This window comes from Hazenella coriacea, from assembly GCF_004341825.1.
In the GTDB taxonomy this organism is placed as follows: domain Bacteria; phylum Bacillota; class Bacilli; order Thermoactinomycetales; family Thermoactinomycetaceae; genus Hazenella; species Hazenella coriacea.
Map to the genome: position 1 here is coordinate 42,314 of NZ_SMAG01000003.1, position 18,307 is coordinate 60,620.

14 protein-coding genes are annotated in these 18,307 nt (G+C 40.5%); all 14 read right to left on the reverse strand.

Features of this window, described 5'->3' with window-relative positions; all coding sequences use genetic code 11:
• Positions 1-21: 21 nt before the first annotated feature.
• The 14 genes from spoVE to EDD58_RS06385 all read right to left on the reverse strand — a co-directional run bounded on the left by spoVE (position 22) and on the right by EDD58_RS06385 (position 18,222).
• Positions 22-1,122: a stage V sporulation protein E gene (gene spoVE / locus EDD58_RS06320; protein WP_131924021.1), complete on the reverse strand. Its 1,101-nt coding sequence runs from the start codon at positions 1,120-1,122 to the stop codon at positions 22-24.
• Between the two features lie 36 nt (positions 1,123-1,158).
• Positions 1,159-2,529, reverse strand: a complete 1,371-nt coding sequence (murD, locus tag EDD58_RS06325) for a UDP-N-acetylmuramoyl-L-alanine--D-glutamate ligase (RefSeq protein ID WP_131924022.1) — start codon at positions 2,527-2,529, stop codon at positions 1,159-1,161.
• Between the two features lie 17 nt (positions 2,530-2,546).
• Entirely contained in the window at positions 2,547-3,563 is a 1,017-nt protein-coding gene (gene mraY, locus EDD58_RS06330; protein ID WP_424321655.1) for a phospho-N-acetylmuramoyl-pentapeptide-transferase, read from the reverse strand.
• A 10-nt stretch (positions 3,564-3,573) separates the two neighbouring features.
• Entirely contained in the window at positions 3,574-4,962 is a 1,389-nt protein-coding gene (locus EDD58_RS06335; RefSeq protein WP_165875839.1) for a UDP-N-acetylmuramoyl-tripeptide--D-alanyl-D-alanine ligase, read from the reverse strand.
• Positions 4,963-4,975: 13 nt separating this feature from the next.
• Positions 4,976-6,460, reverse strand: coding sequence for a UDP-N-acetylmuramoyl-L-alanyl-D-glutamate--2,6-diaminopimelate ligase (locus EDD58_RS06340; protein ID WP_131924024.1), 1,485 nt, complete (start codon positions 6,458-6,460; stop codon positions 4,976-4,978).
• 129 nt (positions 6,461-6,589) lie between these two features.
• Positions 6,590-8,506, reverse strand: coding sequence for a stage V sporulation protein D (locus EDD58_RS06345; RefSeq protein WP_131924025.1), 1,917 nt, complete (start codon positions 8,504-8,506; stop codon positions 6,590-6,592).
• Between the two features lie 98 nt (positions 8,507-8,604).
• Complete coding sequence (locus tag EDD58_RS06350; protein WP_165875840.1) at positions 8,605-10,371, reverse strand: peptidoglycan D,D-transpeptidase FtsI family protein; 1,767 nt, start codon at positions 10,369-10,371, stop codon at positions 8,605-8,607.
• A 237-nt stretch (positions 10,372-10,608) separates the two neighbouring features.
• Entirely contained in the window at positions 10,609-10,971 is a 363-nt protein-coding gene (ftsL, locus tag EDD58_RS06355) for a cell division protein FtsL (RefSeq protein WP_131924027.1), read from the reverse strand.
• 189 nt (positions 10,972-11,160) lie between these two features.
• On the reverse strand, positions 11,161-12,102 hold the full coding sequence (gene rsmH / locus EDD58_RS06360) for a 16S rRNA (cytosine(1402)-N(4))-methyltransferase RsmH (RefSeq protein ID WP_131924028.1): 942 nt from the start codon (positions 12,100-12,102) through the stop codon (positions 11,161-11,163).
• Between the two features lie 7 nt (positions 12,103-12,109).
• Complete coding sequence (mraZ, locus tag EDD58_RS06365) at positions 12,110-12,541, reverse strand: division/cell wall cluster transcriptional repressor MraZ (RefSeq protein ID WP_131924029.1); 432 nt, start codon at positions 12,539-12,541, stop codon at positions 12,110-12,112.
• Between the two features lie 143 nt (positions 12,542-12,684).
• Entirely contained in the window at positions 12,685-13,944 is a 1,260-nt protein-coding gene (locus EDD58_RS06370; protein WP_131924030.1) for an adenosylhomocysteinase, read from the reverse strand.
• A gap of 159 nt (positions 13,945-14,103) precedes the next feature.
• Complete coding sequence (gene bshC / locus EDD58_RS06375) at positions 14,104-15,744, reverse strand: bacillithiol biosynthesis cysteine-adding enzyme BshC (protein WP_131924031.1); 1,641 nt, start codon at positions 15,742-15,744, stop codon at positions 14,104-14,106.
• Positions 15,745-15,835: 91 nt separating this feature from the next.
• On the reverse strand, positions 15,836-17,194 hold the full coding sequence (locus EDD58_RS06380) for an MFS transporter (protein ID WP_131924032.1): 1,359 nt from the start codon (positions 17,192-17,194) through the stop codon (positions 15,836-15,838).
• 80 nt (positions 17,195-17,274) lie between these two features.
• Positions 17,275-18,222, reverse strand: coding sequence for a ketopantoate reductase family protein (locus tag EDD58_RS06385; RefSeq protein WP_165875841.1), 948 nt, complete (start codon positions 18,220-18,222; stop codon positions 17,275-17,277).
• Positions 18,223-18,307: the final 85 nt, after the last annotated feature.

Consider the following 18,307-nt stretch of genomic DNA (forward strand, 5'->3'; position numbering starts at 1 on the left):
CAAGTTCCCTCCAGAAGTGGTTTAACGTCTCGTTAATCGTGACAAATTTAATAAAATCCCCACTGCCACTAATGATAATGTGAGTGATGAACCGCCATAACTTAGAAACGGTAATGTAATTCCGGTTACGGGAAATGCACCCGATACGACACCGATATTAATCACAGCTTGGATCATAATCATCGCAGTAATTCCAGTAGCCAATAAACTCGTAAACAAATCAGGGGCTCCAATTGCGATTCGAACCCCTCGCCATACAAGAATCGCAAAGAGAATGATGACAGTAACTCCACCTAAAAATCCAAGCTCCTCAGCTAAAATCGAAAAAATAAAGTCCGTATGTGGTTCTGGTAAGTATAAATGCTTCTGCCTACTCATTCCAAGTCCTAATCCTAGTAATCCTCCAGGACCAATCGCAAACAACGACTGAATCAAGTGGTAACCTGCTCCCAGAGGATCTTGCCAAGGATTAAGAAAAGCAGTAATTCGTTTGATCCGATAAGGGGCAGCAAGTACTAGCCCTACAAAACCTGCTAACCCGATCATCATAAAACTCACCAAATGCTTATAACGAGCTCCTGCAACAAAAACAATCACTAAACATGTCCCTACTAAAACGGTGCCCGTCCCTAAGTCTGGTTGTAACATAATCAAGCCAAAAGTGATCCCAATCAAGCATAATCCCGGTAAAAAACCTTTCGAAAAATGAGCAATATCATAATCGTTTCGTGAAAATATCTTAGCAAGAAAGGTAATCATCGCTAGCTTCATAAATTCTGAAGGCTGGATACTAAACGCTCCGATTCCCAACCAACTTCTTGCTCCATTTCGTAAGATTCCTACACCTGGGATTAAAACCACAATCAATAATACACAACAGATGATCAATCCAAGTGTACTCCACTTTTTAAATTTCTCAGTATCCATGTTGGCGATCAGAAACATCAAAAAAACGCCCAAAGCGGCAAAGAGAAATTGTCGCTTCGCAAAATAGAAACTATCCCCATATTTGTGATAAGCAAAAGCAGCACTAGCACTATAAACCATAATCACACCAATAGTAAGCAATAAAATAATGGCGATAACGATCACAAAGTCAGGGGTAGATCGTATTTTGTTCATGGACGTTTTTCACCTCTTTACAAACTTAAACAAGCTCTATACATGAAGACTATGCACAGCTTGTTTAAATATGCTTCCTCGTTCTTCAAAAGAGGTGTACAGATCCCAACTTGCACAAGCGGGAGACAATAACACAATGTCCCCCGGCTGTGCCAACTTTTGTGCAATGGTTACAGCTTCAAAAACATCTTGAACCTCATGACGTTCTTGAATGCCAGCTTCTTTAGCACGTTCCAAAAAAATGGAGGCTGTTTCGCCGTAACCAACCACAGCTTTTACTTTATTTTTCAATTCAGGTACCAATTCTTTAAAATCTACACCACGATCTAATCCACCCGCAATTAAAACAATTGGTTCAGTAAAGGCTTGAATAGACTTTAATGCAGCTCGAACATTTGTCGCTTTTGAATTATTGTAGTACTTTACATCTTCGATCGTATCCACATATTCTAAGCGGTGTTCAACTCCTTGGAAAGTACGTAACGTTTCTTGAATCCCTTCCCATGGACATTGACATGCCATAGCAATTGCAATAGCTGCCAAAGCATTTTCTAAGTTAAAGTCACCTTTTAATGCTACTTCCGAAACTGGTAAGATCTTTTCATCCATTCCAGATAAGTTCGAAATGATCCAATCATCCTGGATATAAACTCCCGAATGTACGGGTTGAGTTCGACTAAACCAATAGATTTTACTATTTATTTTTTTAGCAAGCTCCACACAGACAGGTTGATCTGCATGAAGAACAGCAACATTGTCCTCGGTTTGATTTTCAAATATTTTACTTTTTGAGAAGATATAATCTTCCATCGTCTGGTGATAATCTAAATGTGCCTGATCAATATTGAGTAAAGCAGCTACTTGTGGTTGAAAATGAACAGTCCCCTTCAGTTGAAAGCTACTTAACTCAGCTATTAACCATTCATCTTCATGTAGATCTAGAATTACTTCCGTTAGAGCTTGTCCGATATTCCCTGCGACTCGATGCTGGACTCTTCCAGCTGTGAGCATTTTTCCTACCAGAGTGGTGGTGGTAGTCTTTCCATTTGAACCAGTGATCCCTACAATCGGGGCCAGAGACTGTTGACCCGCAATCTCTACTTCAGTCACTACAGGAATGTTCAAAGCAATCGCCTGTTGAACTGGCTTTGCTATGTATGGAATTCCAGGATTTTTGACAAGAAGGTCAATTCCTCCATGGACTAAGTCTTCTGGATGTTCACCACAGATCACTGGAATCCCCAGCTTCTCCAGTTGGCTCGCCTCTGGACATTCCAAACGCGATTTAAGATCATTGGCTACCACCTTTGCTCCTAGTTGATGAAGTAGTTTCGCCACGGCAACACCACTTCTTGCTAAACCAAGTACAACTACGGAGGTACCTTTCCACTCTGTTTGTTTACCCATTGATTACACACCTCTAATTATATAGCTAGATATACGCCTAAAGCAGCTAGTAAAAATCCTACAAGCCAAAAAGTTGTAACGACTCGCCATTCTGACCAACCAACTAGTTCAAAATGGTGATGAAGCGGACTCATTCGAAACACACGTTTTCCACGAAACTTAAATGAAGTCACTTGAATCATGACCGAAAGAGTTTCTACTACGAAAACCCCACCGATAATAGGTAACAATAGCTCTGTTTTGGTAATAACAGCAAGGGCAGCAAGGCCTCCCCCTAATGCTAACGAACCTGTATCTCCCATAAATACTTTCGCTGGGTGTGCGTTAAATACAAGGAATCCAAGTAACGCTCCCACAACGGCAATGGAGAAAATGGTAACTGTATAGTTACTTTGTAAATATCCAATAATGGCATAAGCGCCATAGGCACAAGCTGCGGTACCCGCTAATAATCCATCTAATCCATCTGTCAAGTTCACAGCATTAGATGAACCAATCATCATGAGTAGAAGGAGTGGCAAGTATAGCCAATTGAGCTGGATATTTAGATCTAAACCCGGTATGGTGAGATCAAAAATATAGTTATTATCGATCGCCCGTACTTCTAACAATACCCAGAATAAGACTAAGCCAATGAATAATTGTCCTAAAAGCTTTTGATTAGCGGTTAATCCTAAGCTTCGTTTCATCACAACTTTGATATAGTCATCAAGAAAACCAAGGATCCCATAGCCTAAAGTGGCAAAGATCAAGAAAAATAAGTCCGCATTAATCATTTTTTTACTTTCATCAAAATTGAAAAGCACAAAACTACTAAATGGAACAGCGGTCAACACAAGAGAAGCCATAATAATAACTCCACCCATAGTTGGTGTTCCCGCTTTTTTCAAGTGAGCTTGTGGACCTTCCTCACGGATGCTTTGTCCAAACTTCAAACGACGTAAAATAGGAATGATCATCGGTCCCATCAATACAGCAACCCCAAAAGCGACTGCTAGAGGGATTAAAATTAATCGAATATCTATGTTATCCATTTTGTCATCTCTACGCTCCTTCGGATAAAATTCTCACTGCTTGGTCTAATTGAACTGCACGAGATGCTTTGACAAGCAAGAGAACATTAGAATTTCCTTCTTCTTTTAATTCTTTAATTGCCTCTTCTAACGTATCAAAATGATGGATGTGACAATTTGGATTTTTTTCGACTTTTTTAGCCTGATCAGAAATCCACTTGCCTCTTTCTCCCATCGTATATAGACGATCCAATTTTTTATTTATCGCATATTCACCTAATTGTCGATGATAAATCTCTTCTTCATCTCCAATTTCAAAAATATCACCTAAAAGTGCCCATTTTTCCTTAGTAGGTTCTACTTCTGCTAGCAAATCTAGAGCTGCACGCATGGATGTAGGACTTGCATTATATGAATCATTAATGATTTCCATCCCATTTATCGCCTGGCAAACCTCTAAACGGTTTCCAGATAGTTGAACCTGTGCTAAACCTTTAACAATTTCCTCTTCTGTCAGACCTAATTTTCTAGCCACTACCATTGCAAATAATGCATTTTTGACATTATGGCGTCCGAGCAAAGGGAGCTGAAAGGAGGTTCCAAAAGTCCGTGATTGAAAGCGAAAACCCTTTAAACCTAGACTTTCAATTTGAATAGCACTTTCCTCATTCTCTTCTCCCCAGCCAACCGGAAATTGTGAATGGTCATCATTTTGAAGCAGGGATCGAAGCAGAGGTTCATCCCCATCATAAATCAGAGTTCCCTGTGCCTGTAAACCCTCAATCACTTCACATTTGGCTTCAGCAATCCCTTCGCGACTACCTAAAAATTCAATATGTGATTCGCCAATATTAGTAATCACTGCAAAATCGGGCTGAGCCATCGACGAAAGTAAAGCAATTTCCCCACGGTGATTCATACCCATTTCTATAACAGCTACTTCCGCTTGTTCAGACATGGATAATAAGGTTAAGGGGACTCCTATATGATTATTAAGGTTGCCCTCTGTTTTATGCACTTCATATTTAACCGCTAATACAGAAGCTAGTAAATCCTTGGTCGTTGTTTTGCCATTACTCCCTGTGACTGCAATCATTGGAATCGAGGTTTCCAATCGATAAGCTACGGCTAAACGTTGTAATGCCTTTAAGGTATCATCAACGAGAATGATTGGAACTCGCTTCTCGTCTGGTAAAGGATGATCCTTTTGCCAGAGGACTACAACAGCCCCTTGTTGGATCGCTTGATCAAGAAAAGCATGACCGTCAAATCGCTCCCCCACAAGTGGGATGTAGAGTTGATTCACCTCCAATTTCCTCGTATCAGTAGAAACCCCACGTACCCATAGATGACGTTCCATAGGGCCACCGATCCAAGTTCCTTTAGTTGCTTTGACAATCCAACTACAAGTTCGTTCCATCATGCATCATCCCTCATTTATCCGTTTGACTCAAAATTGCATGACGTGCTACTTCTCGGTCATCAAAATCATAGCGAACCCCATGAATCTCCTGATATGTTTCATGCCCTTTTCCTGCAATCAACACGACATCCTCTGGTTTCGCTATGGAAATTGCATGTGAAATTGCTTCACGTCGGTCTATAACCGTGACATATTTATCTAGGTCATTTTGACCTAATCCATCTATCATATCAGAAATAATCGTCTTTGGGTCTTCCGTCCGAGGATTATCTGATGTGAGTACTGTTAAGTCACTATACTTGACCGCAATTTTTGCCATGACTGGACGCTTGGATCGATCTCGATCTCCACCACAACCCACTACAGACAATATTTTCCCCTGTGCAAATTGTTGGATGGTCGTTAAGACATTTTCCAAACTATCTGGAGTATGGGCATAATCTACGAGAACAGTATATGGCTGTCCTACATGTACTGACTCAAACCGACCATTAACACCACGTAACTTTTCTAAACACTCTTTAATATCGTGTAGAGAAATTCCTTCAAGTAAGGCGACTGCTGTAGCTGCTAACACATTGTAGACATTAAATTTGCCTACTAAATGAAGCTCCATGTCAATGCTTCCTTTAAATGTGTTTAATGTCAATGATGTACCCTGAGAAGAAATTTTAATATTTTCGGCGCGAACATCAGCTGGCTGTTCAATTCCGTAAGTAACCACTTGAGCAGGTGTCATTTGTGCAAAATAAGTAGAGGCTTCATCATCAGCATTAAGTACAGCTACTGGGCTTTCTGAGGGATCATCTTGATACTGATTGCCAAGTTGACTAAATAACATCCCTTTTGCTTCTCGATACCGATCCATCGTCTCATGATAATCGAGATGATCTTGTGTGAGATTGGTAAATACCCCAATGTGAAATTGGCACCCTCTTGTTCGCCCCTGTTCAAGTGCATGAGAAGAAGCTTCAATCACGGAATACTCACAACCCTCGTTAAGCATGAGGTCAAAACTTTTCTGTAGATCAATCACTTCAGGTGTTGTGTTTTTCACTGGAAAAGAACGATCACCAATCTTCATTTCAATCGTTCCAATTAATCCAGTTTTACGCTCCATCTGATTAAAAATATGGTGCAACAGTTGTGACGTTGTTGTTTTGCCATTCGTGCCTGTGATTCCAATCAGTTTCAACTTTTGAGTCGGATGCTGGTAAAACGTTGCGGCAACCACAGCCATCGCACGCCGAGTATCAGGAACTCGTATCATAGGTACATCTACCATGATCTCTTCTTCAACTAAGATAGCTGCGGCTCCTTGATCAACGGCTTGGGACACAAAGCGATGTCCATCAACAGTAAATCCGCGTATAGCTATAAATAAATCTCCAGGTTGTACTTTTCGGGAATCCATCTGAATCCCCTGTATCTCTACATCCATCTTTCCAGTTACGTTATGTAAAATCAAAGGCCGTATTAATTCTTCTAAACGCATTGCAGCTCCTCCTCAAACCCATTCATCCAAACTGAAGTGATCACGTCTGTGAAAAAGGGGTGACAAGACAAAATGCCAGGTACATTCCTGGCATAAGTTTTTCACATACCTATTTTAATCTCCTTTCTTTTATTTGTCACCCAAATAGATTTGTATGTGTGATCCCTTTTTCACTCTTTGTCCAGGTTTTGGAATCTGATCGATGACTTTCTCCCCATCACCATACACATCTAAAGAAAAATGAAACAGGCTTGTTTTAATTTTGTCAATATCTTGACCAAGAAGATTGGGAACTTCTACAATCGGTGTGGTTAATGGAGTATCTTCTGGCATGATTTGGTCTTTTCTTTTTTTCACTCCCATATAACGAAGACTGTCATCAATCATATTACCGACGATTGGTGCTGCAACTACACCCCCAAACTGAATTCCTTTAGGATTATCTACAGCGATATAAACAACAATCTCAGGGTCATCTGCGGGAGCGAATCCGATAAATGACACGATATGATTATTAGTGAGATAACGACCATTGGGACCCACTTTTTGTGCAGTTCCTGTTTTGCCGCCCACTCGATATCCATCGACAAACGCTCTTCTCCCCGTTCCCTTTGCAACCACACTTTCCAAAGCATAGCGGATCGTTTTTGACGTTTCTTCAGAAATCACTTGTCGCATAACTTTCGGTTCATTTTGCTCTACTATTTTTCCTGTTTCGGGATCTACCCACCCCTTAGCCAAATGGGGTTCCATCAACTTTCCACCATTGACCGCTGCTGAAACAGCTGTTACTTGTTGAATCGGAGTCACTGATACTCCTTGACCAAAAGACGTAGTGGCTAGTTCAACAGGACCCACTCGACTTTCCCGGAACATAATTCCTTTCGCTTCACCATTCAGATCAATCCCCGTCTTTTGACCAAACCCAAATTTTTTTATATAAGAAAATAATGTTTCTTTACCTAAACGCTGTCCTAAATTCACAAACCCTGGGTTACAGGAGTTTTCCACGACCTCTAGATAAGATTGATGACCATGTCCTCCCCCTTTCCAACATCTTAATCGAGCACCGCCCACCATAATAAAGCCAGGGTCACTAAAACCTTCTTTTAAGTTCACCTTTTTCTCTTCCAAAGCTGCCGCAAGAGTGATGATTTTAAAAGTTGAGCCCGGTTCATATGTTTTCCAAATCGGTAGATTCCGGTTATAGATCATCGGATCTGTTGTCCGATATTGATCTGGGCGAAATGTTGGGCGACTACTCATCGCTAAAATCTCGCCTGTTTTGGGATTCATGGCGATCGATAATATATTTTCTGGCTGGTATTGTTCCATCGCTTGGTCCAGTTCCCGTTCCATAATATTTTGAATGTTATGGTCAATCGTCAACATTAAATCGAGTCCATCACGTGGAGGGGTATAATGATCTACACCGCCTGGCAATTTCTCTCCTTTGGCATTTGCACTAAATGACACAAAACCTTTCTTTCCTTTTAAACGTTGATCATAAACAAGTTCCAAGCCAGCCAAGCCTTGATTATCAATTCCTGTAAACCCCAATAAATGAGCCGCTAAAGTCCCATAAGGATAAAATCTTTTACTATCCTCTGTAATCGCTATTCCTGGGAGACGCAGACCCTGAATTTCTTTCGCTTTCTCTTCTGAAATCTTTCTTCCCCAAGGATTGATGCCCATGATCAGCTGACGCTTTGTAATGAGTTCATAAATTTTCTCTTCAGGTGCTTGTAAGATTTTGGCCAGCTGTTTGGCGGTATGGGTTGGATCTTTCACTTGCGCCGGGATCGCAACAACAGAGGGGGAGCTAATATTATAAGCTAATTTTCTTCCATGTCGGTCTAGAATTTGACCTCGCTTTGCTTCAAAGGGGATGTCTCTCGTCCACAGGTCTTGTGCTTTTTTACTTAGCCAAATACCTTGTATCAACTGAACATAAGCAAGACGTCCTCCTAAAACACTCAGAATCAAAGTAGCCATAATAAACATAATAAAAAGTCTCTTACGGACTGTTGTATTCAAACCACGCATCGAAGCTCCCTCCTTTCGAGGTTGTTTACAAGACAAGCCTATTCAACCTTAGGAGAAAATATGAAAAAAGATGCCCCATTTGGACATCTTGGCGTTTCCTATTTGATGGAATCGGCTGCTTCTTTATTTGGTTGAATCCCACGTAAAGGAAGGGTCATTTTTAAAATATCCCTGGCTACAGGTGCTGCAATCGATCCCCCTGATACATTTCCGTAAGTTGCGGAAGGTTCATCTAGAGCCACATAAACAACTAACTCAGGGTTCTCATATGGCGCAAAGCCTACAAATGATACTACATACTTATCTTTATGATACCCTTTTCCCTCTGGATCAGGCTTTTGTGCGGTTCCAGTTTTCCCTGCTACTTGAAAGCCAGGAACCTCTGCCTCTCGAGCAGTTCCATTTTTCACCACTCCACGTAATAATTTTCTCACTTGTTGAGCGGTGCTAGGCTGAACAATACGATGCCCTTTCGGCTTAAAACTTTGAATCACCTGATTTTGTTTGGAATCCCAAATTTCCTTCATCAAGTGAGGCTCATTCCATACCCCATCATTGGCAATCGCATTAATTGCAGCCACTTGTTGAATGGGAGTGACAGAAATCCCCTGTCCAAATGCAGTAGATGCCAGCTCACTTGGATATAATCGACGATTAAAAAAATAGCCTCTTCCCTCAGCCGGCAAGTCAATCCCCGTTTTTTTTCCTAATCGTTCGTTCACATTACCGAATCCAAACTGATCCACATATGAGACTAATTTTTTTTCACCTAATTGTTGTCCAAGCTTAACGAAAGCCACGTTACTCGATAATTCAACCCCTTGACGGTATGTAATCGTTCCCCATCCATCCGTTTTCCAATCACGAATCGTACGATCTCCGACCTCAATACTTCCTGATTCAAATGTTGCTTCTGGTTTAAAAAGACCTTCTTCAATTCCTGCAGCTAGCGTAACGATTTTAAACGTGGAACCTGGTTCAAATTGACTCTCAATCGCTCGATTTCTAGCATTTTCATCATTGAGCGTTTCGGCATATTTATTAGGATCAAACACAGGCCGACTTGCCATCGCCAATATTTCTCCATTCTTCGGATCAGAGACGATCGCAATCGCCCCTTTGGCTTGGTATGTCTCCATTGCTTGATCTAGTTCACGCTCCACTTGGTTTTGAATTCGTGCATCAATCGTGAGCACAAGATCTTTACCAGGTACTGCAGGACGGTTCTGATCTCCAAGCTCTTCAGAGATTTTGACTCCACTTTTCGAACTAATATATTTTGCATAGCCTTCTTGACCCCGTAACCACTGATTATAGGTTTTCTCCACTCCACCTACCGCTTGATCATCAGCATTCATGAAGCCAATAATATGGGCAGCTTCTGATCCATGGTACTGACGAGTTGTTGTAGAATACACATGAATACCTTGGATAATATCTTTTTTTTGTAGCTCTTGAATCTGGCGAACTACTTCTTCAGGATATTTAAACTTTGCCCCATGACGAAACTCTATATCACGCTTCTGCTCGATCCTTTGTTCTAATTTTTTTTGGAGGATCGATTCGTCAATCTCTAAGATCGGCGCTAATACTCTTGCCGTCTTTTCAGGATCTTTGATCTTCGTATGATCAGCGATGAAGTAATAAGCGTCTGCTTCCCATGCGAATTCGTGCTTTTTTGAACGATCAAAGATGACACCCCGTTTGGGTCGGAGCATACTTTCTTTGACATAGATACTTTGTGCCTCAGTCAGATATTCATCCGATTGAACGGTCTGAATCCAGAATAGACGAATGATAACAACACTAAAGGCAAGTGTAAAGACGAGTCCAATGAGAAGAGAACGCTCCTTACTCGTTCTCATAGACGAACCCATGAATCAGCCTCTCTCCACTAAATTCTTTATTTATCTCTAAATGAGCATTTTAGTTTACATATGGATCCAAATCGTCGGGTCGTGTTTCTCTGTCTCACTCTCATAGCAAGTTCGCAAAAGTCGTTCGTCAGAGAAACATCTCCCATCCTAGGTTCATTGGATCAAGCCACTTGATTTCCAATTCATTCAATTGTCTTTGCTCAAGTCGAGGTATATACAAAATATTTAAGGTCCAATGGAAGGTAATACTTGAGGTGTTGTTAATTCAAGTCCTTTACTTTCTGCAAACTTCCGAATCCGCTCCACGCTCTCCATTTTCTTCTTTTCCGTTTCAAGTTGAAGGTTGACCTTTTTGGTCTGATCTATTTTCTTGTCTACTTGACTCATTGCAATATTTAACTCTGTGACCTTTGCGTACTGAGAAATCACAGCCACTGCCAGTGTTACACATACAATAACACTAAACAGATAGACCAACTTCTCCCCCACTGGAACTCCTTTGAGTAAAACACGCTTTCTTTTTTTAGTTTCAACCGTGGAGGATGGATTTAAGGGTCTAGCAACTGTGCTATTCCAATTTTGCCTCATCGTGAATCCTCCTTACGCTACCCACTTCTTTTAACTTTTTTGTTTGTTTTTTTATCTCTTTCTAAAGCGTCGATTCGATGGCAATTACCAATCCTCTAGTCCCAAGATTCAATTTTCACTCGCCCTCTAAGCGAAAGATCGACTCCCTAACCATTAGTTAATCGACACTGTTGAGTTTCTTTTATATATCTATATCTTTTCAGCGACCCTCAATTTAGCTGACCTAGCTCGTTGATTTCTCTCTATCTCATCCTCTGTCGGGATGATCGGTTTTTTGGTAATGATTCTCATAATAGGCATTTGATGACATGTACATACCGGAAAACTAGGTGGACAAATACATCCACGTGCCTGTTCTTGAAAAAACTTTTTACATATACGGTCTTCTAACGAATGGAAAGTGATCACACTGATGCGTCCTTCAGGCTTCAAGATCGAAACGGATTGTTCCAATGCTTGACGGAATGCATTTAATTCATCATTAACTGCAATTCGAATCGCCTGAAACGTTCGACGTGCGGGATGAGGTCCCGTTCGTCTAGCTGGAGCCGGAATCGCTTTCTTGATTATTTCTACCAGTTGTAGCGTAGATGTAATAGGTTCTTTCGTTCTTTGCTGGATGATTTCTCTGGCGATTCTACGGGAAAACTTCTCTTCCCCATATTCAAACAGGATTCGTGCTATTTCTTCTTCCGTCCACTCATTCACTACATGATAAGCACTGAATTCCTGGTCTATATCCATTCTCATGTCTAATGGAGCCTCTTGATGATAGCTAAAACCTCTTTCTCCCAAATCTAGCTGAGGAGAAGAAACTCCTAAATCAAACAAAATTCCATCCACTTTGTTAATCTCGAGTTGATCAACAGCTTGTTGGATATGACGAAAATTGGTTCTTACTAAGTAGACTTGACATGAAACTCTCTGTAATTTTTCCTTGGCATGTTCGAGGGCATAAGAATCTTGATCTAACCCAATCAAGATTCCATTCGAGTTCAACTGCTTTGCGATGAGTTGGGAATGGCCTGCCCCTCCAAGAGTACAATCTACATAAATCCCATCAGGTCGAATATCAAGTCCATTTACAGCTTCTGTCTTTAGTACGGTTTCGTGGATAAACACTGTCTTCATCCTTTGTCTATAAATCCAAATCTACAATACTTTCCGCAATCTCGTTAAACGAATCCTCTGAGCTAGCATAATAATCGTCCCAACGATCTTTACACCAGATCTCGATTCGAGTGGAGACACCAATGATGACGCAATCCTTTTTCAACTGAGCGTAGTCACGTAAGTTAGCTGGTAATAAGATTCTTCCTTGCTTATCCAGATCCACTTCACATGCTCCTGAGAAAAAGAACCGTGTAAACTTACGGGCATCTGCTTTGGTGAATGGGAGTGTTTTTAGTTTCTGCTCTAATTGTGTCCACTCTGAGCAAGGGTATGCAAAAAGGCAGTGATCCAGTCCACGGGTGATGATGAATGAATGACCCAGGCTTTCTCTAAATTTCACTGGGACAATGAGCCGACCTTTATCGTCTACCGTGTGACGATATTCACCCATAAACATACCACTTCGCCCCCCTTGGCTCCCCCTTCCTTCCCACTTCCCTCCACTTTCCACCACATTGTAAATTATACCACATGGGTATTAAAAAATCCTGCACATGGAGTGCAGGATTTAACACTTATAAATGAATATTTTGCCATATATTACAATTGCCAACTAGCTAAATATCTCTTTTGTTCCTCAGTAAATTCATCCACCACAATCCCATTGGACTCCAAGAAATAACGAGCCACTTGTTCATCCAATTGATAAGGAACTTCAATCACACGAGCTCCAATTTCTTGATAATTATCATGAACAAACAGTAAACATAACGCTTGTAAAGCAAAAGTCATATCCATAATTTCAGCCGGATGACCATCTCCAGCAGCCAGATTGACCAAGCGTCCTTCAGCCAGCAAATAGATCTTGCGACCATCTTCTAATGTGTATTGTTCAATATCTTTTCGTACGGTTTGTTTATGAACGGATAACTCCTCTAAAGTCTCGATATCGATTTCAACATTAAAGTGACCTGCATTTGCTAAAATAGCTCCATCTTTCATATGAGCAAAATGCTCACGATTGATGACACCTTTATTTCCAGTCACTGTAACAAAGAAATCACCATATTTTGATGCTTCTTCAGTCGGCATCACAGTAAAACCATCCATATGAGCTTCTGTCGCTTTAATCGCATCCACTTCTGTCACGATCACTCTCGCTCCTAAGCCTTTCGCCCGCATAGCAACACCGCGACCACACCATCCATATCCGATCACCACCACTGTTTTCCCTGCAACAACCAAATTTGTCGTACGATTAATTCCATCCCATACTGATTGTCCAGTACCATATCGGTTGTCAAATAAGAACTTAGAGTACGCATCATTAACTGCTACCATCGGGAACCGCAATTCACCTGATTTTTGCAATGCACGTAAGCGTAAAATTCCAGTTGTCGTTTCTTCACATCCACCTTTTACATTTGCCATGAGATCAGGACGCTCAGAGTGAAGAATACTAATTAAATCCCCGCCATCATCAATAATTAGATCAGGCATTGTTTCAAGTGCTTGGATGAGGTGGTATTTATATTCTTCTGGTGAAGGATTGTACTTTGCAAATACAGTTACACCTGAACTTGCCAACGCAGCACAGACATCATCTTGAGTAGACAATGGATTACTTCCTGTAATCGTTACCTCCGCACCTGCATCACGTATTAATTCAGCCAAACATGCTGTTTTTGCTTCTAAGTGAAGAGAAATCACTACTTTTTGTCCAAGCAAAGGTTTTTCAGTAGAAAGTCTTTCTCGCAAACGTCTTAACACAGGCATATGATCCCATGCCCAATCCATTTTCAGTCTTCCTTGTGGTGCCAAGTTGATATCTTTAATGATACTTCTTTCGATTGAGTTCATTAACAAATCCCCCTCATTCATTTCAAATTCTAAGTATCTCTCACTACCCATTCATCAATCCATACAAAAATCCCTTATTTGATCCTAACTCCAATCCACAGATTTTCATCTGTCTACTGTGGTTATTATACCCATATCACACCCAATGGGAATAGCTGATCAAAAGATAATGCAATAATGTTTATGCTCTTGATCTTCTTGAATCAGTGGGGTATTTAACATCAGCTCAATCCAATCTAAACCGTATTGATTCCAAATTTGGATCAAATTATATACACGTTCTTGGGGTTGATCATTAGGAAAACATGTAAGCGCAATCTCTTCCCAATGTCTTAAGGTCGTTTGATATTTCAATTCAATCGCTTTTTGAGCAAACAAATGCAAATATTGAATCTGTTCTTCAATTTTTTGCATATTTTTCACACCTATATCACGAAGATTCATCCCAATTTCTTGATCTAAAGTTTGAATCAGTGGTTGGTGAACTTCACTGATTTTTTGCTTTACTTCCGCAAACAGAGCATCCAGATCTAAATTGTGCTGTTGTTGTAACCACTGTTCTTTTTTCTCAGTCAACTGAGTGAACAAATCACTCCAAGATAATGAAAACTCTTGCATTCGCTTTTCGAGTCGCCGATCCATAAAAGTAAACTGTAACCGTGGGTAAAGGATTGGCATTTGAAGTCCCATGGTCTCAAAAGTTTCTTTTAGCAATCCCCAGTAAGCGATTTCACCCGGTCCACCGACAAAAGCTAGAGTTGGAAAAAGATACTCTTGCATCAAAGGACGAGTAAGCACATTATTGCTAAATCGCTCTGGCTCTTCCTCAACTAGATTGATCAGCTCCTGTGTAGTAAATTGAGCTTCTCCTTCACGAGTCATCCATCGATCTGCTTCTTTAAAAAGAGGGAGACGTTTATGATCAATCTCAATGAAAAGATGTGCTTGATTTGGTTTTAAGTCAACAGGTTCTGCATATCCCCACTTTTTAAATAGCTTGGAAGCTTCCCTAACTTTTTGTTGAATCGATTCCATGTTGATAATCATCTGTTTAAAAAAAGGAGCCTCAATCCTTCTTAACTGAGGATCACCTGAATCAATCACTAAAAGACCCCATTCGGCAAAAAGATCACTGATCCACGTAGCAAAATAATCACTCCAAGTGGTCGGTTTCGTTATCAATTGTTTACTACGGAGAAGCCACTCTTTTTTATACTCACGATCTGGCAACAAAGTGGCTAGCTCATCCAACCAAGCATGAAGCGATTCAGGCTCCAACACCAATCGTGATACAGACCACTTCTCAGGATATGACTCCTTATAACGTACTTTCCGGGGTTGATCTTGTTCATCTTGAATCCATACATGATCAACCTCATCGTAGTCATGATCTTCGCCTGCAATCCAGAATACTGGGATCACAGGTCGACCTAACCTTTGTTCCTCTCTTTGAGCTAACTGGATAATAGTCACTGCCTTATGAATAGTATAAAGGGGCCCCGTCAGTATACCTGCTTGCTGTCCACCAATGACTACTAGACTATCTAGTTGATTCAATCTCTCTAACTGTTTTTCAATCGCTTGAGGTATGGAGGAAAGGTCATAATAAGACTTCATCAACTCAACAAGTGACTCTCGTGAAGCACTCCATCTATTTTGTACAAGCACCTCAGATCGTTGTACAAAACTTTGTCCATCCCAAGGATCATATGGATAAAGGAATGAAACAGGTTCACGAAATGTGTAATACTCCCTTGCAAAAGGGGATAACTGGAGACAAGATACTTCTTCTATTTTCATCTAAAGCGTAAGCTCCTTCGCTGATCATCAAGCTTCTTATGTTTTTCAACAATGACCATCTACTTCCCTTGTTATAACGCCATCCACTTACTTATCTCTTTTTCAATAATAAGCTTAAACTTAAGATCCAACCGATCCATCCACTTATTGCTGCCAAAACCAATACCTTACGAAATGCTACTACAGACAATACATCCCCCAAAGACCATGACCAAGGTTGAACAAATGGAGAAAAAGAGTAGTATAGCTGCGCCATCACTACCAGTCCAATCGCTCCACCAGCAGCAATAAACATTCCAAAGGTCATAAATGCATTTCGAATTTGCTTCATATGAACCCATTGAATAAAGAGTTTATGAACAGGAGCAGCAACCGTAAAGCTTAAACCAATCCCCAGTAAAATCAGGCTAGAGAAAATAAACCATAAATTAGGCTCTAAGAATAACTGAATATAAGCAGTGGAAGCAAATAACAAACCAATACTTGATAGCATTTGATAGTTAATTTTTTCAGATAACCGCTTCACAAGTGGCAAAAAACAAACTGACACGAAAAGAATAAAGCTTAGAATCCCTCCCAGCGATTGAGTAGGCAAAGATAATAGATTTCGAACCCACCCAGGGACAAATAGTAACCCCATCCAACTAAAACCGATACAAGCAGCTTGTCCATAGAGCAACCAAAACTGCCAATTGGCAAAGAGGTGTGGTTCAAAAAAAGGATATTCGGTTTGCCGTTCAATCATAAATAAAGGAATGAACAGCCCCAAGGATACGAGCCATAGTGGCATGACTTGGGGATCAATAAAAGCTTGCCAGCCATGCAAAAAGTTCGTGTTTGTCACTGCTAACATCAAAAATAAAATCATAAAGCTAAATAATAATATGCCTGACCCATGTGCGTAAACAACCCCACTATTCAAAGCAGGTAAGCGGACTTGTCGCGAGACAAAGTAAACGAGTACAGCCACAAATACATATAATAAAAACAATAAACGCCAAGTCGTCCATTGAGTAAACAATGATGAAAAAAGTGGAGACACGATGAGTATGGCAAATAGAACGAGCAGGATAAACTGTCGATATTTATGAGTCCCCTTCGAAAAATAACGATACGTATAAAATGAGACTAAGGGGACAATTCCTCCAGCTCCAATTGCTTGTATTACCCGCCCTCCAATGATCCAAACCCATTTAGATGCAAAAGCAACTGTCAAAGATCCCAATGCAAAAATAGCCAAGGAAAAAAGAAAAACTGGATATCTTCCTTGTTGACATGCATACTTCTCCATCAACGGGAGTGAAAAGGAAAAAAAAGCTAAATGAATGGATATCATCCAAACTCCCCAATGGGTTGAAATCTCATACTGTTGTAATACGGTTGTCAGCACAGGAGTGACATATAGAATATCTAAAGCACTTAAATAAATCGCAATGACAAACGTTTCCATAGGAAATATTTTTGCACCTGACAAGGGATCCCCTCCACCAGTCCTACACTCATTACACAGATCTATTATATCATTTGCAATTAGACTCGTTTGGATTGAACCTCGTATTCTAATCGGTGAATCTGTTGAACCATCTGTTCATTGACAGGAGTAGGAATATGTAACTTTTTACCCAAACTTACGATGATTCCATTGATATGGTCAATCTCAGTCCGATTTCCTTTAAGTAAGTCTTGCAACATCGATGATTGATTCTGTGCAGTCCTTCGACACACTTCAAGCACTCGTTGGAACATCGTTTCTTCATCCAACTGAAAACCCATCTGATTGATTACACCTATAGCTTCTGCAAAAATGGCTTTCATCATTTCATCATACTTACCTGATATTAATTCCCCATTTTTCACTCTATAAAAAGTGGTTAATGGGTTAATGACGCTATTAATCGCTAATTTTTCCCACATTCTTTGTTTAACCTTCGAGTCATATTGGATAAAGTCACTGGTTCCTTCTTGTTGAAACACCTGTAAGAAGGGTTGTATGAACGTGTATGATTTTCCCTCTTCATATGGAAAGGATCCGATCCAAGCTTCGCCCTTACCTGTATGACAAACTTCAGTTGAACTTTTCCGCAAAGCCCCTTCAGTCGTTACGACTGCATATGTTCGTGTACGTTGTTGTAATTGAATAATCGACGACTCGTGTCCCATTCCATTTTGAAAAAATAATAGAAGTGTCTTTTCATGAGAGCATCGTTGAAGCAACGGAATCACTTGTGGCAAATGTAATTGTTTGACTGTCACCAAAATCAGATCGAAAATAGGAAGATCTTGTTCTCCCATCCAAGTAGCTATGACCTGAAATTTCTTAGTTTGTTTAGACAGTGTGGTAATCGTAAGTCCTTGTTCATTAAGTTTTTCTTTTTGCTCGATGGTTCGAGTGATGAAGGTAAGCTCATATGGGAGCTCTGCTAATCTTGCACCCCATAGTAAACCGAGAGCGCCTGCTCCTAAGATGGCAACTTTCACTATTCGTAACTCCCTTCGTTTGAAATAAACAAAAGGAGCCAACACGAGGCTCCTCATAGATGTCAAAAGTAATCAAGCTCATCAT

What these genes read in the sequence shown, in the direction of transcription:
- EDD58_RS06350 (WP_165875840.1), bottom strand. Translation starts at nt 10,371, where the DNA reads ATGAGAACGAGTAAGGAGCGTTCTCTTCTCATTGGACTCGTCTTTACA.
- EDD58_RS06345 (WP_131924025.1), bottom strand. Translation starts at nt 8,506, where the DNA reads ATGCGTGGTTTGAATACAACAGTCCGTAAGAGACTTTTTATTATGTTT.
- EDD58_RS06380 (WP_131924032.1), bottom strand. Translation starts at nt 17,194, where the DNA reads ATGGAAACGTTTGTCATTGCGATTTATTTAAGTGCTTTAGATATTCTA.
- EDD58_RS06340 (WP_131924024.1), bottom strand. Translation starts at nt 6,460, where the DNA reads ATGCGTTTAGAAGAATTAATACGGCCTTTGATTTTACATAACGTAACT.
- mraY (WP_424321655.1), bottom strand. Translation starts at nt 3,563, where the DNA reads ATGGATAACATAGATATTCGATTAATTTTAATCCCTCTAGCAGTCGCT.
- EDD58_RS06335 (WP_165875839.1), bottom strand. Translation starts at nt 4,962, where the DNA reads ATGGAACGAACTTGTAGTTGGATTGTCAAAGCAACTAAAGGAACTTGG.
- rsmH (WP_131924028.1), bottom strand. Translation starts at nt 12,102, where the DNA reads ATGAAGACAGTGTTTATCCACGAAACCGTACTAAAGACAGAAGCTGTA.
- ftsL (WP_131924027.1), bottom strand. Translation starts at nt 10,971, where the DNA reads ATGAGGCAAAATTGGAATAGCACAGTTGCTAGACCCTTAAATCCATCC.
- spoVE (WP_131924021.1), bottom strand. Translation starts at nt 1,122, where the DNA reads ATGAACAAAATACGATCTACCCCTGACTTTGTGATCGTTATCGCCATT.
- mraZ (WP_131924029.1), bottom strand. Translation starts at nt 12,541, where the DNA reads ATGTTTATGGGTGAATATCGTCACACGGTAGACGATAAAGGTCGGCTC.
- bshC (WP_131924031.1), bottom strand. Translation starts at nt 15,744, where the DNA reads ATGAAAATAGAAGAAGTATCTTGTCTCCAGTTATCCCCTTTTGCAAGG.
- murD (WP_131924022.1), bottom strand. Translation starts at nt 2,529, where the DNA reads ATGGGTAAACAAACAGAGTGGAAAGGTACCTCCGTAGTTGTACTTGGT.
- EDD58_RS06370 (WP_131924030.1), bottom strand. Translation starts at nt 13,944, where the DNA reads ATGAACTCAATCGAAAGAAGTATCATTAAAGATATCAACTTGGCACCA.